Origin of the sequence: Thioalkalivibrio sp. K90mix (assembly GCF_000025545.1) — a bacterium.
GTDB lineage: Bacteria > Pseudomonadota > Gammaproteobacteria > Ectothiorhodospirales > Ectothiorhodospiraceae > Thioalkalivibrio.
The window spans coordinates 801339-822615 of sequence record NC_013889.1; the positions used below are offsets into that span (position 1 = coordinate 801339).

Here is a 21277-nt window from a genome sequence, read left to right on the forward strand (position 1 = left end):
TGCGTGCCGCGCGCCTCGGAAGCGATGGATTCGGCTTGTATCGAGGCGGAAAGTCGATCGTGCAGAACCGGACATTATTCCTTGCGGGTACATTGGCCTGTGGTTGCCCGGGGGCTGTTAGACTGCGCGGCATGTTGCTGGATACCCGCACCCCCGCCCACCTCGAGCCGCGCCCGGTGACCTTCGCGGCGCTGATGGAGATGTACGAGGAGAACTACCTGTCCATACGGCGTCTGTGCCCCGAGTTGCACTGTCAGCCGGTGCACTCGGTCTCGCGGGTCGAGGGGGCGCTGGATCTGCATCTGGAGGTGCTGGAGCGCACGCGGTACACGACCACGCTGCGACTGACCTATGCCTTTGCCGGGCGCGATGAACCGCGCCTGCAGCCGGATGCCCGGGTGCGCCTGTTCCACGATGCGCGGCAGGCCGAGGTGCTGGGGCGTCACTGCCGGCGCAGCGGCGAGGACCTGGTGATCGACACGATCGCGGGGCACCCGGGGCTGGGCTGCCGCTGGCGGCATAACCGCTTTCTGTTCAAGTGGCTGCGCTACTGCCTGCGCCAGGGCCACCGCTTCTACCCGGACGCCACGCCCGCGCCGCTGGCGACGGACTAGTGCCCTGCCGGAGCAGGCTTGCCGGTCAGGTCAGAAGTTTTCGGTGGAGGTAAACAGGCCCACACGCAGGTCATGGGCCTCGTAGATCGGCCGGCCATCGACCTCGACGATGCCGTCGCCAATGCCGAGCACCAGCTTGCGCGAGATCACCCGCTTCATGTCGATGCGGTAGGTGACCTTCTTCGCGGTGGGCAGGACCTGACCGGTGAACTTCACTTCGCCCACACCCAGGGCGCGGCCGCGGCCGGGGTTGCCCAGCCAGGCCAGATAAAAGCCGACCAGCTGCCACATCGCGTCCAGCCCCAGGCAGCCGGGCATCACGGGATCACCGGGGAAGTGACAGGCGAAGAACCACAGGTCTGGATTGATATCCAGCTCGGCGATCATCTGGCCCTTGCCATGCTCGCCGCCATCGCTGTTGATCTCCAGGACGCGATCCATCATCAGCATGTTGGGGACCGGCAACTGGGCGTTGCCCGGGCCAAACATGTCGCCGTAGCCGCAGGCCAGGAGTTCGTCGCGATCGTACTGATTTTTCTGCATGGGGGGCGTCGCTCGGGGAAAAGCCCGGTATTGGACCGAAACCCGCGCCTAAAAGCAATTGTGCCGGGCGAGGGCGCTGGCCGCCGGGCGGCGCCAGAGACGCAAGAATCAGGCGTCGGACGGGTAGCGCAGCAGCTCGGCCAGGGTGTAGAAGCGCGACCCGCGCAGGTAGCCGGCCTGGATGTCGGCCACCAGGGCACCGGGGCGGCCCTCGGCGTCGCGCTCGGCGATCCAGGACGCGGGCAGGGTGTCTAGGATGTGCGTGCAGGCCAGTCGACCATCTTCCAGGTGGCTGGCATGCACCTCGCCCGTACCTCGATGACGGAACGCGGGCAGCCAGCCGGCGGTGAAGCCGGCATCCAGCCAGCCGGGTTGTTCCATGCGTTCTGGGCCGGCGATGGGAAGCAGGTCGGTCTGCAGCATTGGGATTCTCCGGAGATTTACCCTCCCTATCGGCGCGCTTGTCGCAAACTTGAGCCAGGGGGGCGCGCACCGGATGGTTGGATCGGCCATAATCGCGGCGGGGAGAACCGGCGACAGGTGAGTGCCGGTTGCAAGCAGGGTAGGTGTGGGGCCCGGCGTGTCCGGGCGACAGGCAGGACCGACGAGGGGGTGGCGTGGCGATCACAATCCTGATGGTGACTCTGGCGATCGTGGTCGCCATCGTGCTGCTGGACTGGGCGCGGAATCCGGTGCGCACGGTGCTGCTTGCGATCACGGGCGGGCTGGTCCACCTGGTATGTGCGCTGCGCCGGCATCTCGTACATGTGCGGGATGCCGTGACCGGTTGGCATCGCCGGTATCTGGCACGGCTGGAGGCCGATCGTATCCACGGGGCGGTGGAGGCCCTGGAACGTCGGTATGCCCACCTGGTGGGGCATGACCTGGCGCAGATGCCGCAGCTTCGCCAGGAGTCCACTGAAACCTTGCGCGCCCTGCGCGAGGCCTACGAACGGGACGAGACCCGCCTGCTCGAGGAACCCGCCTGGGTAAGCCGTCTCGAGGCACTGGCCAGCACCCCCGTCAGTGATACCCCGCAGAGTCAGCGTCTCGCGCAGGATCTCCAGGAGACGATCCTGCGTATCGCGCGGCTGGGCATGGAGGAACACCGGCAGCTGGCGCAGGGCATGCTGGCCGCCCGGCGGCGGCTGGAGAGCCCGGTGGATCAGCTGGTCGGCCGTCTGGAGGGTCTGCAAAGGCGTCTGGGCGACCTGCAGCGTCAGGGGGGCCGCCTGGACCACGCCCTGACGCGCTGCGAGCAGACCGAGCCTTCGATCCGCCATCAGATGCCTTCGTATATCCAGGCCGTCAGCCAGGGTTTGCTGGGCCTGCTGGGGCTTGCGCTGACGGTGCTGGCGGTCACGGTGTACCACCAGCTCTTCGGGCCGCCGTTTGACGGGCAGTTCCCGGGTGCCGAGGACGCGGGGCCCGGGACGCTCTCGGATCGGATCATTGCGCTGCTGCTGGGGATTGCGCTGGTAAGCGGGTGGCTGCTGGCCGAGAGCCGCGGGGCGGTCCGGCTGCTGCCGCAGGCGGTGATGGAGCGCGACAACTGGGCCCGAATGGGCCTGGTGGTCACGGCATTGCTGGTGCTGGCCGCCGTGGTGGTGCTGTCGGGCCTGGCCGGTTATCACCTGGAGTGGGTCCGCTATCGCAACGATTTGCTGGAGACCCTGATGGCCGGGGAGGTCGCGCCACCGCCCACGCTGTACTGGACCGAGCAGATGGTTGGTGCGGCGGTCGGGCTGGTGGTGCCGCTGGTGGTGGCGCTTGCGCCGCTGTGGCTGGTCTCCCTCCTGCAGGCGATACGGGTGCTGGTCGGAGGGCTTCTTGGCATCCTGCTGGCGCTGCTGACGGGTGTGCTGCACCTGCTTGCCGTGATTGCATTGCAGCTGCGCAGGCTGCTGCCGGCCCTGTTCGAGCTGGTCACATTCCCGGCGCGCGCGGTGCGCGAACGGCTCGCGGACCGTTCGACGTCGGCCCGGGATGCGGATGCCGGAGTGTGACGCGGATCACCCCGCAGGCGGTGCGTTGCCGCGAGCCACGAATGCCACTGTAGAATGCGCCCCCGGCCATGCAGGCGACGTTGACTCCATGGTCGGATCAGGCAACCAGGCGAGAGGCAGGACATGGGCATGCAGATGCAGCGGGTGATGCGCGGACTTACGGTATCCGGGATTCTGATCCTGGGCGGCTTGACCGCGACGGCGGTGATGGCCGAGACCACGCGTTTCGTCAGCGACGAGCTGGAGGTCGGGGTGCGGAATGGCACCGGGCCGAACAGCCGCATTATCAGTTCAGTGCGCTCGGGTCAGGAGGTCACGGTGCTCGAGGAGAGCGGCGATGGCCATACCCGTATTCGCCTGCCCAGCGGCACCGAGGCCTGGATCCTGACCCGTTACCTGCAGGACGAGCCGCATTCCCGTGAACGCCTGGAAGAGGTCGAGGCCGAGCTGGCCGAGATTCGCTCGGGTGCGGACGACCAGGAAGGCCGGATTGCCGAACTGCTGGATACCCGCCGCGAACTCGAAGCCGAGCGCGATGGCCTGGAGACGCAGGTGGCGGACATGGAGTCCGAGCTCGAGGAGCTGCGCGACGTCGCGGAACGGCCGCAGGAGATCCAGCGCGAAAACCGGCGCCTGGAAAGCGAGCTGGTAGAGGCCCGTGATTCCGCGGACGAGTATCGCCGCCAGGTGGAGGTGATGCAGGCCGACAGCCAGCGGCGGTGGTTCATGACGGGTGCGGCGGTGACGGTTGGCAGCCTGATTCTTGGCATTATCCTGACGCGCATCCCATTGCGCCGCCGCCGCAGCGACTGGTACTGATCCCCCCTTCCGTCTCCGGGGTTGCCCGGGGACGCGCGCCGAAACGTGCCCCCATACGCGTTTCTTGCGTGCCGGCGATCGAGCCATTAGGCTTTCGCAGCTGTTTTGAAGCCGTCGCCGGTGGTCCTTGGTGGCGGACGCAACTCCAGGAGCGTGATTCCGGGCAGGTCGTACGGGGTCACGCGGATAACGCCCGACGCAAAAGGACTCAGCTGGCCGGATGCTCTACGCAATTCTGTCAACATTCCTGGTGGCCGCGATCGCACCCGCGGTCCATCGTGTCACCGGTCGCGCCAGCGGCTGGGTGCTGGGGCTCCTCCCGGCCGCGCTGTTCCTCTATTTCCTGAGTTTCCTCCCTGCGGTCTCCGCCGGCGAGTCCATCGTGCTCAGCTGGCCCTGGCTGCCGGGGCTGGATATCCACCTGTCGTTCCTGGTGGACGGCCTGTCGCTGCTGTTCGCGCTGCTGATCTCGGGTATCGGGTTCTTCATCGTCACCTATGCCGGGCGCTATCTCGAGGGGCACCGCGACCTCGGGCGCTTCTACGTGATTATCCTGGCCTTCATGGGCTCCATGCTGGGGCTGGTGCTGGCGGACAACCTCATTGCGATGTTCGTGTTCTGGGAGCTGACCAGCATCACGTCCTATCTGCTGATCGGCTATAACCACGAGAACGCGGACGCCCGGAAGTACGCACTGCAGGGCCTGATTGTCACGGTCGGTGGCGGCCTGGCGCTGCTCGCCGGGATCATCATGCTGGCGATGGCCGGCGGCTCCTACGAGCTCTCCGAGATCCTGGCCAACGGCGATGTCGTCCGCGAACACGCGCTGTACCTGCCTTTACTGATTCTGATACTGATCGGGGCCTTTACCAAGTCGGCCCAGGTCCCGTTCCACTTCTGGCTGCCGCGCGCGATGGCCGCGCCGACGCCGGTCTCCGCCTATCTGCACTCCGCCACCATGGTGAAGGCCGGGGTGTACCTGATGGCGCGCCTGAATCCTTCGCTGGGTGGCACCGATATCTGGTTCACCACGCTCGCGCTGTTCGGCGCGATCACCATGTTCACGGGCGTCTTCCTGGCCTTCCGCAGCACGGGCGTGAAGCAGGTCCTGGCCTATTCCACCGTGATGGCGCTGGGCACGCTGACCATGCTGATTGGTATCGGCACCGAGACCGCGCTGATGGCCGCGATGGCCTTCCTGCTGGCGCATTCTCTGTACAAGGGCGCGCTGTTCATGGTCGCCGGCATCCTCGACCACGAGGCCGGGGCCAAGGACTTCCTGCAAACCGGGGGGCTGCGCACCGCGCTGCCGATCACGGCCGCCTTCGCGATTCTTGCAGCGTTGTCGCTGGGTGGGGTTATTCCGCTGTTCGGCTTTGTTGCCAAGGAGCTGATGCTGGAGTCGGTGCTCGAGGCACCGGGTCTGGTGGGTATCCTGACGCTGCTGGCGGTACTGACCGCGATCCTCGGGGTGGCGGTCGCCGCGATCGTCGGCATCCGGCCGTGGTTCGGGGCTCGGGTGGAAACACCCAAGACCCCGCACCACGAGGCACCGCCGGCGATGCTGGCCGGCCCGGTCGTGCTGGCGAGCCTGGGACTGATCTTTGGCCTTGGGCCGGGGCTGGCGGACGACGGGCTGGTCAACGCCGCGGCGGCGAGCGTGCAGGGCGCGCCGGTGGATGGTTACCTGGCGCTGTGGCACGGCATTAACTGGCCGCTGGCGATCTCCGCGTTCAGCCTGGTCGCGGGTGGTCTGCTCTACTGGCGCTGGGAGCAGGCGCGTCGGGCCCTGGACTGGGTCGATCGGGCCGCTGAATACGGCCCGGAGAAGGGCTACTTCAAGATGATGGATGGCCTGGTCTGGATCTCCGAATGGCAGACCCGGGTCCTGCAGAACGGCTATCTGCGCTATTACGTGATCGTGATCGTGGCGATGACCGCGGGCCTGGTCGGAGTGACCGCGCAGCTGTTCAACGTGAGTGTCGGCACGGCGCACTTCGAGCGCCTGCAGATCCACGAGATGGCCATTATCGCCATCCTGGTGGCGTCGATGCTGTTCGCGGTGCTGACGCGCTCGCGTCTGGGCGCCGTGGCAGCGCTGGGTTCTCTGGGCTTTACGGTCGCCCTGGTGTACGTGCTGTACAGCGCGGCCGATGTGGGGATCACCCAGGTGCTGGTTGAGACCCTGACGGTAATCCTGCTGGTGCTGGTGCTGTTCCGCCTGCCGGGTTTCCTGAATCTGTCGTCTACCGCGCTGCGGCTGCGCGATGCCGGTATCGCGCTGGTCACCGGCGGCATGATCACGCTGCTGATGCTGAGCACAATGGATGCGCGCCTGTTCGACTCGATCTCGCAGTACTTCATCGAGGAGTCGGAGCCCTCGGGCTATGGCCGTAACATCGTGAACGTGGTGCTGGTGGACTTCCGGGCACTGGATACGCTGGGCGAGATCTTCGTGCTGGCCCTGGCCGCGATCGGGGTGTACGCGATGATTCGCTTCCGTGCGGAGGACCACCGCCGATGAACATGCACTCGCTGATCCTGCGCACGGCCGGGCACTTTCTGCTGCCGCTGCTGCTGCTGTTCTCCGTGTTCCTGCTGCTGCGCGGCCACGACGAGCCGGGTGGCGGGTTTATCGGTGGCCTGGTCGCGGCGGCGGCGATCGTGTTGTACCTGTTTTCCATGGACATCCGCTCCGCGCGCAAGGTGCTGCGCGTGGACCCGCGCGACCTGCTGGGTGCCGGCATGGTGCTGGCGGTCGTGAGCGCACTGCCCGCGGCCTTCCTGGGGCAGGCGTTCTTCACGGCCCAGTGGTGGGAATTCACGGCCCCGGTCTTTGGCGAGATCAAGCTCTCTACCGTGCTGATCTTCGATATCGGCGTCTATCTCGTCGTGATCGGGTCGGTGCTGACGATCATGCTCAACCTGGCGGAGGCAGAAGACTGATGGAAGTCGTCATGGCCTTCGTGGTCGGCGGTATGTACGCCGCGGCCATCTACATGATGCTCCGGCGCTCGATCGTCAAGCTGGTGATCGGCCTGGTGCTGCTGTCGAACGCGGCCAACCTGCTGATCTTTACGCTGGCCGGCATGCTGCCGGGCGCGCCGCCGCTGATCCCGCCGGGTGCCACGGTTCCTGAAGGGCTGTCGGCCGATCCGTTGGCGCAAGCCGTGGTGCTGACCGCGATCGTGATCGGCTTCGGCGTACTGGCATTCGCCGTAGTGTTGATACATCGCGCCTACGAGGTGGTGAAGGTCGATGATCTGGACCAGATGAAGGACACGGATCGATGAATATGTCCGTTGCCCTTCCGGTCATCATCCCGCTGCTCGCCGGCGCGCTGTCGGTGATGTTCTGGCGCTCGCATTTCGCGCAGCGTGCGCTGGGCGTGCTCGGCACCGGCGCCATGCTGGCGGCCACCGTCTGGCTGCTGTTGGAGACCTGGGAGAACGGCCATGTCGTGATGGAGATGGGCTCCTGGCCGGCACCGTTCGGGATCGTGCTGGTCTCCGACATGCTGGCGGCGATCATGGTGGTGCTGACCGGCATCATCGGCTTCGCGACCGCGCTCTATTCGCTCTCGGGCATCGGCAAGATGTCGGAGAAGTTCGGCTACTACCCGCTGCTGCACCTGCTGCTGGCGGGGGTGAACGGCGCGTTCCTGACCGGCGACATCTTCAACCTCTATGTCTGGTTCGAGGTGATGCTGGTCGCGTCGTTTGCGCTGCTGATCCTGGGGGGCGAGCGCTCGCAGATGGAGGGGGCGATCAAGTACGTCACCCTGAACCTGCTGTCGTCGATGATCTTCCTGACCGCGATCGGCCTGACCTACGGTCTGACCGGCACGCTGAACATGGCGGACATCGGCGACAAGCTCTCCACGGTAGAAGACACCGGGCTGATCACCGTGATCGCGATGCTGTATCTGGTCGCGTTCGGGGTGAAGGCGGCGGCCTTCCCGTTCTTCTTCTGGCTGCCGGCCTCCTATCACACGCCCAAGGTCGCGGTCTCCGCGCTGTTCGCGGGCCTGCTGACCAAGGTCGGGGTATACGCGCTGTTCCGCGTGTTCACGCTGATTTTCAACCAGGATGTGGACTACACCCACGAGATCCTCCTGTGGGTGGCCGCGGCCACGATGCTGACCGGCGTGCTCGGGGCGGCCGCCCACTACGAATTCCGGCGCATCCTGTCGTTCCACATTATCAGTCAGATCGGCTACATGATCATGGGGCTGGCGTTGTTTACACCGTTGGCACTGGTCGGTGGGGTGTTTTACATCATGCACCACATCATCGTGAAGGCGAATCTGTTCCTGATCAGCGGGATCACCTTCGTGATGAAAGGCACCCACGAGCTCAAGCACATGGGTGGCATCTACCGCACGAACCCGATGCTGGGCGTGCTGTTCCTGATCCCGGCGCTGTCGCTGGCGGGGCTGCCGCCATTGTCCGGGTTCTTCGCCAAGTTCATCATCATCCGCGCCGGTATTGAGGCCGAGGCCTACTGGGTCGTGGCCGTGGCACTGGTGGTGGGCCTGCTGACGCTCTATTCGATGATCAAGATCTGGGCCGAGGTGTTCTGGAAGGCACAGCCGGAAGGGGTCGAGGGCGAGCTCCGGGATGTCAGCTCGGGCCCGATGATCTGGATGTGGGTGCCGGTGATCATGCTGGCGCTGATGACCGTGGCCATCGGCCTGTACGGCGAGCCGATCTACCAGATGGCGGCGATGTCCGCCGAGCAGCTCCTGGATCCGTCGCAGTATATTGAGGCCGTGCTGGGAGATTCACGGCAATGATCGCGCTGACCTGGAATATCGCGCTGGCCCTGATCTGGGTGTTTCTGACCGGAAACTTCACCGGGGGCAACCTGCTGATCGGGTTCTTCCTCGGCTATGTCCTGCTGGCGTTCGCGTTGCGTGACAAGCCGGCGTTTGCGAGCTACGCGCGACGGGTGCCCAAGTTCATCGCCTTCATTGGGTTCTTCCTGTGGGAACTGTTCCTGTCGAACCTGAAGGTCGCCTACGATGTGATGACGCCGACGCACCACATGGTGCCGGGCGTGATCGCCTTTCCGCTGGATGCGCAGACCGATGGCGAGATCACGATCGTCGCGAACCTGATCTCGCTGACGCCGGGCACCCTGAGCCTGGACGTCTCGACCGACCGGAAGGTGCTCTACATCCACGTGATGTATCTGGAAGACCGCGACGCGGTGATCCGCTCGATCAAGTATCTGGAACACCGGGCCTTGGAGGTCCTGCGCTAGCGCAGGGGATGCAGATGTTTGAAATCGCCATCATTGTGGCCAATGTCCTGCTCAGCATCTCCCTGGTGCTGGGGTTCTGGCGTCTCTATCTCGGGCCGACGCTGCCCGATCGCGTGGTGGCGCTGGAGCTGATCGCATCCCTTACCATCGGCTTTATCGCGGTGTACGTGATCGCCAGTGGCCGGACCCCGTTTATCGACGTGGCGATGGTGCTGGCCCTGACCGCCTTCCTCGCCGCGGTCGGATTTGCCCGCTATCTCGAGAAAGGGGGGCATCGCGAAGATGATTGAGCTACTGACGGCGTTGTTCCTGGTATCCGGTGCCGCGTTCATGGTGGTAGCCGCGCTGGGGCTCGTCCGCATGCCGGACCTGCCGATGCGCCTGCACGCGACGACCAAGGCAGGTGTGCTCGGGGCTGGTCTGATGATGGTGGGGGTCGCCGTCTATTTCGGTGACGGAGGCGTGACTACCCGAGCCGTGGCGGTGATCGGCTTTCTGCTGCTGACGGCCCCGGTGGCCGCGCATGCGATTGGCCGCGCCGGCTACTTCGTGGGGGTGCCATTGTGGGAGCACACGCGCGCGGACGAGTTGAAGGGCCGCTATGACGACAAGACCCACACGCTGGCCTCGCCCCCGGAGATGAACGAGTCCTCGTCGGACGACGAGCCCCGGCGCTGAATTCGACCTGGCCGGTATCCCGGCCGTCCACCCAAAAAAAGCCGGGACGCAAGGTCCCGGCAATGGGCACAGTCGCAGGAGAGAAATACGACTGGAGGTCACTCCGCCTTCGGATCGGCTTCAGGCGGCCTGATGCTTCTCTTTCGCCTCGCGGGCGGCCCTGGCGTCTTCCGGCGAATAGGCCGCTCCGGACCAGAGCATCTCGTAGGCAATCTCTTCGTTACCGTTTTCACACAGCTCCAGGACGTCCTGGAACAGCGGCTGGAACGTCTCGCTGCGGTGCGAGGCCTCGTGTTCCTCGAAGCTGCGCCAGAAGGTGATGATCAACGCTTCCTTGTCCTTCATCGGGCTCTCCACGGCCTGACCGATGGTCGAGCCTTCGTTGGAGACGGCGCCGGAGTTCAGTGCGACGAAACCGCCGACGAAGCCGGTGTCCGAGTGGTAGGTCTTCACGTTTTCGCACAGCATGGCGACACGTTCCTGCAGGTCGTCGATGCTGTATTCCGGCTTCAGGATCACGCGGTTGATGGTTACGACGCCGTCGGCCGGGAAGTTGTGGATCAGCTGGCTCATGGTTGTCCTCCTTTCGGGAACGGGTGCCCCTGTCGTTCATCGGGGCACGGCTTGTTAGTTAGTTACTAACTGCTGATGAATAGTTCCTGAGTAATTTAGTCAAGAATAAATTCGGCGCAACAAACCCTCGTTCCCCCTTGGGCCTTGCACGACAGGGCAGGGCGGTCTACCTTGCCGGCTTCCCCATGATTTGGAATGCGTTCATGTCCGATCGCGAACTGAAAGATTTGCTCTATGACCAGGTCGCCCGGATCGGCAAGGCGGCATCCAGCCCGAAGCGGCTGGAGCTGATCGAGATCCTGGTGCAGGGCGAGAAGAGTGTCGACCAGCTCGCAACGGACGCCCAGATCAGTGTCAAACTGGCCAGTGCCCACCTGAAAGAGCTGCGTCAGGCGCATCTGGTGGAGTCCCGGCGCGAGGGACGCCGCATCTTCTACCGTCTGGCGGACCCGCGCGTCGCGGATTTCTGGGTGGTGTTGCGGGAGCTGGCGGAGAGCCGGTTGCTGGAGTTGCAGGGCGCCGTCCGCGACATGGCGGCCAGTGCCGGTGACATGGTCCCGCTGAGTGGTCAGGAGCTACTGGAGCAGGCACGCAGGGGCGAGGTCATTGTCCTCGATGTTCGCCCGGACACCGAGTATGCCACTGCGCATCTGCCACATGCCCGATCCATCCCGCTGCGCGAGTTGAAGCAGCGTCTGGACGAACTGGCCCCGGATGTCCCGGTTGTTGCCTACTGCCGGGGACCGTACTGCCTGATGGCGCGCGACGCCGTGACCATCCTGGGCGAGCATGGTTTCCGCGCGATCCGTCTCGATGAAGGCGTGGCGGAATGGCGCCACCAGGGCCTCCCCCTGGAACAAGGGAAACACTAGTTAGTGTTTCGTCAGGGGCCTCCGAGCCCTGAAGCCGCGTTGCGGTGGTGGCGCCGGTTCGCATACCCCGCGTCAGCGCCCCCAGCAGGGGCGTGAGTTGCGTGCCGCTGGACGTTCGTCCGTGCCCTGCGCTGGAACCCCATCAGCATTGGCCAGAACGCAATTTGACATCTCCTTGGTTGCCAACTAGGTTACATTCTAACGAACGTTAGAATTAAGATTCTGCCTGGCGGGTTCTGTTCGATTACGGGGTAACTTTCCCGGGATGGAACCAACCGGATGCCTATTCTCGCCCGATCCTTGTCGTCATCATGGATGATCCAGGAGGTATGTCATGTTTTTCCGTCAGTTAGCGACTACAGAATCGTCGTTGTCCTATCTCTTTGGGTGCGGATCGCTCGGCAAGGCGATCGCTGTGGACGTGGTCGAGGGTGACCAGGAGTGGTTCCTGCAGCAGGCACGCCAGACCGGTGTCGAGATCACGCACGTAATCGATACCCATGTCCACGCCGATCACTATTCCGGTGGGCGCGATCTGGCGGAGCGGGCTGGCGCGAAGTATTGCCTCCATGAATCGGATCGCGAGGTGGTCGAGTTCGATTTTTATCCCCTGCGCGACGGCGACCGGATCGAGGCCGGTAACGTCGAAGTGGAGGTCATCCACACGCCGGGACATACGGAGGACAGCGTGTGTCTGCTGGTGACCGACAGGCGTCGTGGCGAGCAGCCGTGGTTCATTCTGACGGGTGACACGCTGTTTATCGGGAGCGTCGGGCGCCCCGATCTGGCCGGGCAGGAACGCGAGATGGCGGGGCGCCTCTACGACAGCCTGCATCAGCGGCTGCTGGGGCTGCCGGATGAAGTCGAGATCTATCCGGGCCACTACGCCGGAAGCGCCTGTGGCGCGGGTCTGTCGGGCAAGCCATCCTCCACCCTGGGTTTCGAGAAACGCTATAACCCGGGGCTTGCGTTCAGCGATCGCGATGCGTTTGCCGATTTCCTGACGAGTGACATCCCTCCGCGACCGGCGGATATGGATGCCTATGTAGCCGCAAACATCGCGGCCTGATTGGCACAAGGCAAGGAACTCTGATGAGCGATCCATCCAGGGCCGCGCAGGCCTATGAACACCTGACCCACGGGATTCGCGAGAACCTCGGGCAGTTCGGGCAGCAACTGGTCCAGGTCTTCTTCGTCGGCCTGACGATCGGGATGATGCGCACCGTCATCCCGGCGCTGGCCGAGGACGAGTTCGGCGTGGCCGAGGGCTCGTTCATGCTGCTGACCGCGTTCGTCGTCGCGTTCGGCGTGGTCAAGGGCGTGCTCAATTTCGTGGCCGGGCGACTGTCCGAACGCATGGGGCGCAAGACCGTGCTGATGCTCGGCTGGATGGCGGCCATCCCGATCCCGTTCATGATCCTCTACGCCCCGTCCTGGAGCTGGATCGTGGCCGCGACCATCCTGCTGGGCGTGAATCAGGGGCTGGCCTGGTCGATGACGCAGACCGCGAAGATGGACATCACCCGGGGCGACGAGCGCGGCTTCACGATGGGCATGAACGAGTTCTCCGGCTATGTCGGGGTGGCCGTTGCCGGGATCGTGACCGGCTATATGGCCGCGGCCCTTGGGCCGCGCATGGGGGTGTTCGTGTTCGGCGTCGTCGTCATCGCGATCGCGATCCTGATGACCGCGCTGTGGGTGCGCGAGACCCTGGACTGGGCCAGGGCCGAGGGGGCACGGCATGCCGCCGGGCAATCCACCGGGCCGCAGCCGCGTTATCCCAAGTCGATCGCCGATACGCCGACCACCTGGGAGGTGTTCACGCTGATGTCCTGGCGGGACCGGCGCATGGCCGCGTTCAGTCAGGCGGGCCTGGTGGAGAAGTTCGTCGATGCCCTGGTCTGGGTGTTCTATCCGGTATTCCTGTATCAGCAGGGGCTGAGCCTGGCCGCGATCGGCTGGGTCGTGGGGATCTACGGCTTTGTCTGGGGTGGCTCGCAGTTCGCCACCGGCAAGCTCTCCGACCATGTGGGGCGGTTGCAGCCCATCGTCTGGGGCATGTGGATCTGTGGCGCGGGCGTGGCCCTGACGCTGCTCGGCGAGGGGGTCATCTGGTGGTCGTTCGCGGCGGCCGTAACCGGCTTTGGCATGGCCCTGCTGTATCCCAATCTGAGCGCGGCGGTGGCCGATATTGCCCATCCAAACTGGCGCGGTTCGGCGATCGGGACCTACCGCTTCTGGCGGGACCTGGGCTACGGCATCGGTGCACTGGCCCTGGGGGTCGTCGCCCACATCGGCGGTTCGGTGACCTGGGGCTTCTGGTTCGTGGCCATCGCCATGTTCCTGTCCGGTGCGCTGGTACTGCTGTGGGGGGAGGAGACCCACCCGCGACTCAATCCCGAGAAGGATTAGGCCCCCGCGCGCCTACCAGCGCGCCTTGTTCCACATCTCCGGGTTGGCCCAGAAGCGGGCATTCAGCCAGTCGGGCGTCAGCTTGTAGTCGTACAGGCTGGTGCGGTAGACCGCATGGTCCGGTGCGGCCGATTCGGCGTCCGGGTCGCGCCGAAAACCCAGTGCCAGCAACTCATTCAGTCCCCAGCGTTCATCGTCCAGCCGATGGAGGATCAGCACCTCGTCCGCCCAGCGATCCCGTAGTCCGCCGAGCAGTTGCTGGCCGGTCGGGATATCCAGGGCGCTGAGGGTGTCCAGCAGCAGTACCAGTGGCACGCGGGATTCGGGTGGGTGTTCGAGAAAGTCCTCCACGGTGATCTGTTCCAGCCCCGGTGGGCTGTCCGGCGGCTTGGCCCCGGCCGCGAGCAGAAGGGCCCGACCTTCGCGCAGGCGGCGCGGCAGATGTCGGCGCAGGGCATCAATGTCGATCAATCCACGTCTCCTCGGTGTATCCCGTCCCCCGTGTCGAGGGTGCGTTCGTTATACTCTAAATCACCTCCACTGCTACTGCGGACCCGTCAGAAGGAAGCCCCCTCATGTCCAAGGAACTGCTGACCGAATTCCTCTCCAAGCACCCGATCTCCGCGTCCCTGACGCCTGCGGAGGTCGAAGTCCTGCTCGAATACCTGGAGGTGGTGGAAACCCACCACAAGCAGGTGATCGCGGACATCGGCGAGGTGGGCGAGTCGCTGTTTTTCGTGGTGAGCGGGACGGCCGCGCTGTATCACGACGATGGCAGCCAGGAGATCGAGGTGGGGCGTATGCAGACCGGCGAGCTGGCCGGGTCGATGTCGTTCTTTGACCGCGTGCCGCGCGGCGTGCGCATGCGGGCTCTGAGCGACAAGACGCGGCTGTTGCGGCTGTCGCGCTCGATGTACGACCGCCTGCGCGTGGAAAACCCGTATATCGCGGTGAACCTGCTGGAGTTCGCGATCATCAGCCTGGATCACCTGATTCGCCGTGTCTCGGAGGACGTGGCGACCTACGCCCACTACCTCTACTCCCCGGGCAAGAAGTAAGCCCCCCGGGACCGCCCATGCTCGCGTCCCTGCAAACCATCGCGGAACACCTGCTGTTGCCGCCGGGGCTGGGTATGGCCCTGACGATCCTGGGCGGGCTGCTGTGGCGGGCCGACTGGCGCGGTGGTCGGCCGCTCCTGGCGCTGGGGCTGCTGGCGCTGGTGCTGCCCAGCCTGCAGGTCGTGGCACAGCCCCTGGCGGACACCCTCGAGCGCGAGGTGCGCGACAGCGTACTGGCGACCGGGCGGGCGGATGCGATTGTCATCCTGGGCGGCGGCCGCTGGGTGGGCCGTGCGGAGGACGCCGGACACGATGCCCTGAACCCTCGCACCCACGAGCGTGTGCGCGCGGGCGCGCGGCTGCATCGTGCAACCGATCTCCCCATTGTGGTCTCGGGCGGGACACCGAGGGCGCTGCCCGGGCGGCGTTCGGAGGCCGAACTGATGGCCGCGACCCTGCAACAGGATCTCGGTGTCTCGGCTCGCTGGCTCGAGAACACCTCGCGCAACACCTGCGAGAACGCCACACATACACGCCAGCGTCTGCAGGGGCAGGGCGTGGAGGCCGTGCTGGTGGTGACCCAGGCGATGCATCTGCCGCGTGCGTTGGAGTGCTTCGAGCGCGCCGGGTTTGACGCCTATCCGGCGCCCGCCGGTTTCCGCGGCACCACTGGTGAACCGCGCGGTCTGCAGGACTTCCTGCCCACGGCCGAGGCCATCGAGACCTCGCGCTTTGCTCTGCGCGAGTGGCTGGCGCGGGTGGCGTTGCCCCTGCGCGAGCGCCTGCGCGGCAGTACGGGAGACTGATGGCCGTGCCCCGCCCGGTGCGCTGGATGCTGGCGGGGATTTGCGCGTCAGGCCTCGCGGCCACATCGGCCTCGGCGCTGGCCGAGCCCGACGTCTCCCTCGGGGCCGAGCTGAGTATCGAGTCGCTGGTGCACGAGGCCCTGAGTGCCAAGGGGCTGACGTCTCGTATCGGCTGGCGCGACGGGCGCCTGAGCCTGGAGTTGCGTGCCGAGCGTATCGAGCTGCCGGAGCCGGTGGGCACGCTGACGGCCGCGCGGGTGGAATGTACCGAGTTGCGCCTGACCCGGCGCGAGGTGGCCTGTGACGACGCGCGTCTGTGGGGGCGCTCGGGCGATCTGCGGCTGGACGGCCATCGCCTGTCGCTGGCCTGGGGCCGCGACAGCGGCTATCTCCGACTGGCCGGGGACTGGCCCCGGTGGTTCGGCGGGCGTGGGAGCCTGCGCGCGGATTTTGCCCCCGAACGCGGCTGGGATATCGATGCCCGGTTGCGAGGGCTGGATCTCCAGGCGCTGGCCGCATTCGACCGCTTGTCTCTGGAGCTCCCCGTCGCCGTCGACGGGGGACGGGCCGATCTCGATCTGCGGCTGCGCCCGGATGGTCGGGTCACCGCGCGCCTGGGGCTGGAAGAGGTCGCGTTCAGCGATCCGCTGGGCCTGCAGGCCGGCGAGGAACTGCGCGGCCAGGCGCAGTTGTCCGGGGATGGCATGCGCTGGGACCTGGATCTCGCCCTGGAGGGCGGCGTGGTCTACATCGATCCGTGGTTCGTGGACCTGGACGACGAGGGGCCGGTGGAGCTCTCCCTGAACGGGTTGGAGGGGGATCCCGGGGCCAAGGCGTTCCGAGTGGATGCCCTGGATCTGCGTTACGGCGATGCGCTGGAGGCAAGGGGAGAGGCGGTGGCCTACGACCCGGAGGCCGGGCTGGATGGGGTCTTTCACGGGCGGGTCCATGCGCTCGCGCCGGTCTACGATTCCTTGCTGGCGCCCTGGCTGGCCGGGACGGTACTCGGGGATCTGGCCACCGGGGGGTGGATCGCAGGGCATGTGGAACTGGCGGGTTCGCAGCCCCGGCGTGCGGATCTCGAGTGGTCGGAACTGGATGCCAGTGACCGGCGGGGGCGTTTCGGCCTGGCCGGTGCGCGCGGGGCACTCGACTGGTCGGCAGACGAGGCGGGCAGCCCCGGGACCTTCGCGCTGGATGCCGCACACCTGTACGGGCTGCCATTCGATGCGTTCGAGGCGCAGATCCGGGCCCTGCCGGCCGGAATGGAGCTGCTGGCTGAAACCGAGATCCCGATCTTCGATGGCGGGTTGCGTATCGGGGTCTTTGAGTTGCGCCAGACCGATACGGGGCCGGATGTACGGTTCGAGGGCGGTATTCGCGCGATCAGCCTGGAGCCGCTGACCGAGGTACTGGGCTGGCCGCGATTCTCCGGGCGGCTGGCCGGCATGATTCCTCGGGTACGCTACGAACAGGGTGACCTGAACGTGGATGGGCGGTTGCTGGTCCAGGTGTTCAACGGCGAGGTCGTGCTGCGTGATGTGTATATCCACAATCTGCTGGGTTACGCCCCCGAGTTGGGCCTGTCGGCCGAGATCCAGCGGCTGGACCTGGATCCCCTGACCCAGGCCTTCGATTTCGGGCGTGTGCAGGGCCGGATCTCCGGGCACGTGCGCGATCTGGTGATGGTGGACTGGTCGCCGGTACACATGGATCTGGAGTTGATGACGCCGGAGCGTGATCGTGGGCGCCGACGGATCAGCCAGCGGGCGGTGGAGAACATCACCGAGCTGGGTGGGGGACTTCAGGCCGCGGCCTCGTCGGTCTTCCTGCAATTCTTCGAGAACTTCAGCTATCGTCGCCTTGGTTTTCGCTGCGAGCTGCGTGGCGAGGTCTGCACCGCCTCCGGCGTGGCCGATCGCCCGGATGGCGGCTTCGTGCTGGTGCAGGGCGGTGGCATCCCGCAGATTCAGGTGATTGGCTACAACCGCCGGGTCGACTGGCCCGAATTGGTCCATCGTCTGGCGACCATCCAGGCTGGTGAGGGCCCGGTGGTGCAATAAGCGGCCTGGCGTTTGGTTGCCGTTCAGGGTGTTGGTGTAGATTGGGCATCATGCGGGTTGAACCGCCTCGACAAGGGAAGTACGGCATGAAGGCTTTATGGACTATTCCGGGACTGGCGTTGGTGTTCGCCCTGATGGCGGGCTGCGTGACCATCAATATCTATTTCCCGACGGCCGCGGCCGAGGAGGCGGCGCGCGCGATCGTACGCGACGCGCTGCAGGTCGAGGAAGGCACCCCGGAGTCGGAAGTGTCACCTGAGGCCGAGCCCGGTGCGATGCTGATGCCGCGCAACACCCCGGCGAATGGCAACCTGCCAGTGCTGGCCTGGGTGCTGGATCGACTGGTGAGCCCGGCTGCCGCGCAGAGCCCGGACCTGCAGATCCAGACCCCGGCGATCAACCGCATCCGCGCCTCCATGCGCGAGCGGGCGCCGCAGCTCGCGCCGCATTTTCGTAGCGGGGCGATCGGCTTCGGGCGTAACGCCGATGTGGTGATCCGTGACCTGTCCGAGGTCCCGCTGCGCGATCGCAGCACTGTGCAGCGGCTGGTGAGCGAGGAAAACTCGGACCGCGACTCGCTCTACCGCGAGATCGCGCGGGCGAATGATCGCCCGGACTGGGAAGACCGGATTCGCGAGACCTTCGCCCGGGTCTGGGTGGAAGAGGCGCCCTCCGGCTACTGGTACCAGGACCGCAACGGCCAGTGGCAGCAAAAATAGCCCGCCCATGAGCCTGCCAGGCACAGGGAGTGGTCCGTGCCGGCGCTGACGCTGGCCGAACGCATCGAGGCCCAGCGCCAGCGTCTGGTATCGCTGGTGCAGGATACCGACCTGACGCGGCTGCCGCGCTGGAAGGCCCTGCTGCTCGGGATCGTGCGGGGTGCGGGCGCGATCATGCACGAGGCCAAGGAGGGTCAGCTCACGCTGCGCGCGATGAGTCTGGTCTATACCACGCTGCTGTCGATCGTCCCGCTGATCGCGCTGTCGTTCTCGGTACTCAAGGCCTTCGGCGCGCACAACGCGGTCGAGCCGGTGGTGCTGGGGTTTCTTGAGCCGCTGGGGGAGCAGGGGGTCGAGATCGCGAACAACGTGATCGAATTCGTCGACAACATGCGTGTCGGCGTCCTCGGTTTTGTCGGTCTGCTATTCCTCGTCTACACCGTGATCGCGCTGGTGCAGAAGATCGAACTGGCGTTCAACACCATCTGGCGGGTCGAGAACAGTCGTAACTTCGCCCAGCGTTTCTCCAACTACCTGTCGGTAATCCTGATTGGTCCGCTCCTGGTGGTCTCCGCCCTGGGGATCACCGCGACGGTAATGTCCACCACGGCCATGCAGACCCTGGCCGGGATCGAGCCGTTTGGCACGCTGATCACCGGCGCCTCGCGCATGGTTCCGTATCTGTTGATCATGGCCGCGTTCACCTTCATCTACGTGTTTGTGCCAAACACTCGGGTACGGTTGTTCCCGGCCCTGGTCGGGGCCGTTGTGGCCGGGCTGCTGTGGCAGAGCGTGGGCTGGGGGTTCGCGACCATGGTGGCCGGGTCTACGCGCTATGACGCGATCTATTCGGGCTTCGCGATCATGATCCTGTTGCTGATCTGGATCTACCTGGCCTGGCTGATCCTGCTGATCGGGGCGAATGTGGCCTTCTACGTGCAGCACCCCGAGTACATGACGGTGCGCGGCCTGCGCCTGCGCCTGTCCGGCGCGGCGCGTGAACGCATGGGCCTGCACCTGATGCAGCAGGTGGGCCAGCGTTTCCTCGACGGCCGCTCGCCGCCGACCCTGGATCATGTGGCGCATGACCTGTCAGTGCCGGGCAATGCCCTGGGCGAGGTCGCGCAGGCGCTCGAGTCGGCGGGGCTGCTGGTGCGGGCCGGCACCGATGCCACCTGTTATGTGCCGGGGCGTGATCTGGAGCGGATTCGGGTGGACGAGATCCTGGAGGCCCTGCGCCAGGATGCGGATGCCCGCGCCCTGCGCCGTTTGCAGGGCGACCCGGCAGTCGAGGCCACGCTGGAGGAACTGGAGACCGCACGCCGTGACCATCTGGACGGGCGTACGCTGCGCGACCTGTTGAAAAGCGAGGGGGCCGCGGCGGCGGCCACCTGATTCCCGGCGCCGGGCTTACTGGCGCTGGGCCTCGAATTCGATGATCAGCTCGATCTCGTCCCCCACGATGTCGCGCGTCAGGCCATAAGTCATGCCGAAGTCCGAGCGGTCGAAGCTGCCGCGCATCGAGGCGCCCAGCACGTAGGGCCGTCCGAACACCCCACCGAGCGGAAACGGATAGCGACCGACCTTGTTGATCGTCACGTCCAGAGTGACCGGACGGGTTTCGCCCAGCAGCTCCAGGTCGCCGGTCAGGCGTCCGGTGTCATCGCCGGTGGGTTCGTACTGTGTCGCGGTGAAGCGCATCTCCGGGTATTCCGCGACATTCAGGAAGTCATCGCTGCGCAGGTGGTCGTCGCGCTCCTCGTGGTTGGTGAACACGCTGTCGGTCTGCACGACGAAATACCCTTCGCGCAGTTCCCGGGTCTGCGGGTCGAAGGTGAACTCGCCCTCGGCCTCCAGGAACATGCCCAGGACCTTGGCGAAGCCGGCATGATCCACCAGAAAGCCGACCGCAAAGTGTTCCGGGTCGATTTCCCAGCGATCGGCCTGGGCCAGCGCGGAGACGGGGAGGGCCAGGGCAAGAAGAACGGCCAGGAGCAGCGAGCGTGGGGCGCGGGCGTGGATCATGTCGAACCTCCGGGACGATGACGGTGTAACCAGTGGATGTCGGTGGCGAACGAGCCGGTCAGGGCTGCAAGCCCCGCCAGGGCGACGCCGATCGCTGCCACCGGGGGCAGGCCCGGGAGCAGGGCGACCAGGAGTACGCCGGTCTGCAGCACGCAGACCGCCTGGCGGCGACGGCTCGGGGGCAGGTCCTCGGCCAGCCAGGGCCAGATGTGCTGCGCACCCAGGAACAGATAGCGCATGGCGCCGATCAGCACGACCCAGGCCCCGACCGCGGTCATCCACCAGACCAGAATCGAGAGGGCGAGGATGATGGCCGCATCCAGCTCCATGTCGAAGCGGGCGCCGAAGGCCGTGCGGCTACCGGTGCGGCGGGCAACGGCACCGTCCACGCCGTCCAGGATCAGGGCCGCTGCAGCGAGTCCCAGGACCCACAGCAGTACGACCGTCTCGGGGGCGGCAACCGCCGCCAGAACGAGTGCCCCGAGCGGGGTCGCGATCGCGGCGCGGGCCAGGGTTACGCGGTTGGCGGGCCCGGGTCCGCGCTGCTGTATTGTAAGCCCGGTCTGGGGTGTGTTCAGGACCAGTATCAGACCTAGCAGGAGCCAGATCCCGACGTGCGCGATCAGCAGCGGGGTGACAGCGCCGATCTGCCAGCCCAGCAGCGCGGACAGTGCGAGGCCGCCCGCGCCGGCCAGCGCCCAGTCCCGCGCCCAGGTGCGCAGGCCCGTGCGCGCGCGTTCCGGCCAGCGGTTGGAGGTCAGCGTGGAATCCATGGCTCGAGTGTAGTCGTTACTGAGATAACGACCGTGTAATCGCCCGCGAGT

At 65.9% G+C, this 21277-nt stretch carries 24 protein-coding genes; 18 read left to right on the plus strand and 6 right to left on the minus strand.

The annotated features are described in order from the left end of the window. Nucleotides 1-131: 131 nt before the first annotated feature. Nucleotides 132-614, plus strand: a complete 483-nt coding sequence (locus TK90_RS03745; RefSeq protein WP_012982156.1) for a DUF1249 domain-containing protein — start codon at nt 132-134, stop codon at nt 612-614. A gap of 30 nt (nt 615-644) precedes the next feature. On the opposite strand, the gene fabA is transcribed toward TK90_RS03745, so the two are convergent. Further along, nucleotides 645-1157, minus strand: coding sequence for a 3-hydroxyacyl-[acyl-carrier-protein] dehydratase FabA (gene fabA / locus TK90_RS03750; protein WP_012982157.1), 513 nt, complete (start codon nt 1155-1157; stop codon nt 645-647). 108 nt (nt 1158-1265) lie between these two features. Next, on the minus strand, nt 1266-1580 hold the full coding sequence (locus tag TK90_RS03755) for a hypothetical protein (RefSeq protein ID WP_012982158.1): 315 nt from the start codon (nt 1578-1580) through the stop codon (nt 1266-1268). 194 nt (nt 1581-1774) lie between these two features. Here TK90_RS03755 and TK90_RS03760 point away from each other — a divergent pair, with 194 nt between their 5' ends. From TK90_RS03760 to mnhG, 9 genes are all read left to right on the plus strand, one after another. Further along, nucleotides 1775-3163 carry a hypothetical protein gene (locus TK90_RS03760; protein WP_012982159.1) on the plus strand — a complete coding sequence of 463 codons (1389 nt, stop codon included), beginning with the start codon at nt 1775-1777 and terminating at the stop codon, nt 3161-3163. 129 nt (nt 3164-3292) lie between these two features. After that, nucleotides 3293-3982 carry a TIGR04211 family SH3 domain-containing protein gene (locus TK90_RS03765; RefSeq protein WP_018138673.1) on the plus strand — a complete coding sequence of 230 codons (690 nt, stop codon included), beginning with the start codon at nt 3293-3295 and terminating at the stop codon, nt 3980-3982. 220 nt (nt 3983-4202) lie between these two features. Further along, nucleotides 4203-6506 carry a putative monovalent cation/H+ antiporter subunit A gene (locus TK90_RS03770; protein WP_012982161.1) on the plus strand — a complete coding sequence of 768 codons (2304 nt, stop codon included), beginning with the start codon at nt 4203-4205 and terminating at the stop codon, nt 6504-6506. Next, nucleotides 6503-6928 carry a Na+/H+ antiporter subunit B gene (locus TK90_RS03775; RefSeq protein WP_012982162.1) on the plus strand — a complete coding sequence of 142 codons (426 nt, stop codon included), beginning with the start codon at nt 6503-6505 and terminating at the stop codon, nt 6926-6928. Before TK90_RS03770 ends, TK90_RS03775 begins: the two co-directional genes overlap by 4 nt. Then, on the plus strand, nt 6928-7275 hold the full coding sequence (locus tag TK90_RS03780; RefSeq protein ID WP_012982163.1) for a Na+/H+ antiporter subunit C: 348 nt from the start codon (nt 6928-6930) through the stop codon (nt 7273-7275). Before TK90_RS03775 ends, TK90_RS03780 begins: the two co-directional genes overlap by 1 nt. Then, nucleotides 7272-8777, plus strand: a complete 1506-nt coding sequence (locus TK90_RS03785) for a Na+/H+ antiporter subunit D (RefSeq protein ID WP_012982164.1) — start codon at nt 7272-7274, stop codon at nt 8775-8777. Before TK90_RS03780 ends, TK90_RS03785 begins: the two co-directional genes overlap by 4 nt. Continuing rightward, nucleotides 8774-9247, plus strand: coding sequence for a Na+/H+ antiporter subunit E (locus TK90_RS03790; RefSeq protein WP_012982165.1), 474 nt, complete (start codon nt 8774-8776; stop codon nt 9245-9247). Before TK90_RS03785 ends, TK90_RS03790 begins: the two co-directional genes overlap by 4 nt. A gap of 14 nt (nt 9248-9261) precedes the next feature. Further along, entirely contained in the window at nt 9262-9537 is a 276-nt protein-coding gene (locus TK90_RS03795; protein WP_012982166.1) for a cation:proton antiporter, read from the plus strand. After that, the gene (mnhG, locus tag TK90_RS03800) at nt 9530-9925 is read left to right on the plus strand and encodes a monovalent cation/H(+) antiporter subunit G (protein WP_012982167.1); all 396 of its coding nucleotides are present in this window, start codon (nt 9530-9532) and stop codon (nt 9923-9925) included. Before TK90_RS03795 ends, mnhG begins: the two co-directional genes overlap by 8 nt. Before the next feature lie 120 nt (nt 9926-10045). On the opposite strand, the gene TK90_RS03805 is transcribed toward mnhG, so the two are convergent. Further along, nucleotides 10046-10498 (minus strand): hypothetical protein, encoded by a 453-nt coding sequence (locus TK90_RS03805; protein ID WP_012982168.1) that lies wholly within the window; start codon nt 10496-10498, stop codon nt 10046-10048. A gap of 203 nt (nt 10499-10701) precedes the next feature. Here TK90_RS03805 and TK90_RS03810 point away from each other — a divergent pair, with 203 nt between their 5' ends. The 3 genes from TK90_RS03810 to TK90_RS03820 all read left to right on the plus strand — a co-directional run bounded on the left by TK90_RS03810 (nt 10702) and on the right by TK90_RS03820 (nt 13782). Next, complete coding sequence (locus TK90_RS03810) at nt 10702-11370, plus strand: metalloregulator ArsR/SmtB family transcription factor (protein WP_012982169.1); 669 nt, start codon at nt 10702-10704, stop codon at nt 11368-11370. Between the two features lie 334 nt (nt 11371-11704). Next, the gene (locus TK90_RS03815; RefSeq protein WP_012982170.1) at nt 11705-12439 is read left to right on the plus strand and encodes an MBL fold metallo-hydrolase; all 735 of its coding nucleotides are present in this window, start codon (nt 11705-11707) and stop codon (nt 12437-12439) included. 23 nt (nt 12440-12462) lie between these two features. Next, a complete protein-coding gene (locus tag TK90_RS03820) occupies nt 12463-13782 on the plus strand; it encodes an MFS transporter (RefSeq protein ID WP_012982171.1) in 1320 nt (439 codons plus the stop codon). 12 nt (nt 13783-13794) lie between these two features. On the opposite strand, the gene TK90_RS03825 is transcribed toward TK90_RS03820, so the two are convergent. Then, the gene (locus TK90_RS03825) at nt 13795-14253 is read right to left on the minus strand and encodes a DUF6231 family protein (RefSeq protein WP_012982172.1); all 459 of its coding nucleotides are present in this window, start codon (nt 14251-14253) and stop codon (nt 13795-13797) included. A gap of 104 nt (nt 14254-14357) precedes the next feature. Here TK90_RS03825 and TK90_RS03830 point away from each other — a divergent pair, with 104 nt between their 5' ends. From TK90_RS03830 to TK90_RS03850, 5 genes are all read left to right on the plus strand, one after another. After that, nucleotides 14358-14840, plus strand: coding sequence for a Crp/Fnr family transcriptional regulator (locus tag TK90_RS03830; protein WP_012982173.1), 483 nt, complete (start codon nt 14358-14360; stop codon nt 14838-14840). A gap of 17 nt (nt 14841-14857) precedes the next feature. Next, nucleotides 14858-15646: a YdcF family protein gene (locus tag TK90_RS03835; RefSeq protein WP_012982174.1), complete on the plus strand. Its 789-nt coding sequence runs from the start codon at nt 14858-14860 to the stop codon at nt 15644-15646. 26 nt (nt 15647-15672) lie between these two features. Further along, nucleotides 15673-17709 (plus strand): hypothetical protein, encoded by a 2037-nt coding sequence (locus TK90_RS03840; RefSeq protein WP_041444303.1) that lies wholly within the window; start codon nt 15673-15675, stop codon nt 17707-17709. 86 nt (nt 17710-17795) lie between these two features. After that, complete coding sequence (locus tag TK90_RS03845) at nt 17796-18428, plus strand: YdbL family protein (protein ID WP_012982176.1); 633 nt, start codon at nt 17796-17798, stop codon at nt 18426-18428. Nucleotides 18429-18464: 36 nt separating this feature from the next. Further along, entirely contained in the window at nt 18465-19823 is a 1359-nt protein-coding gene (locus TK90_RS03850; protein ID WP_012982177.1) for a YihY/virulence factor BrkB family protein, read from the plus strand. Nucleotides 19824-19838: 15 nt separating this feature from the next. Here the strand turns inward: TK90_RS03850 and TK90_RS03855 are convergent, their stop codons facing one another. Then, nucleotides 19839-20453: a YceI family protein gene (locus TK90_RS03855; RefSeq protein WP_012982178.1), complete on the minus strand. Its 615-nt coding sequence runs from the start codon at nt 20451-20453 to the stop codon at nt 19839-19841. Next, the gene (locus tag TK90_RS03860) at nt 20450-21226 is read right to left on the minus strand and encodes a CDP-alcohol phosphatidyltransferase family protein (RefSeq protein WP_012982179.1); all 777 of its coding nucleotides are present in this window, start codon (nt 21224-21226) and stop codon (nt 20450-20452) included. The genes TK90_RS03855 and TK90_RS03860 overlap by 4 nt, the downstream gene beginning before the upstream one ends. Between the last annotated feature and the right edge of the window lie 51 nt (nt 21227-21277).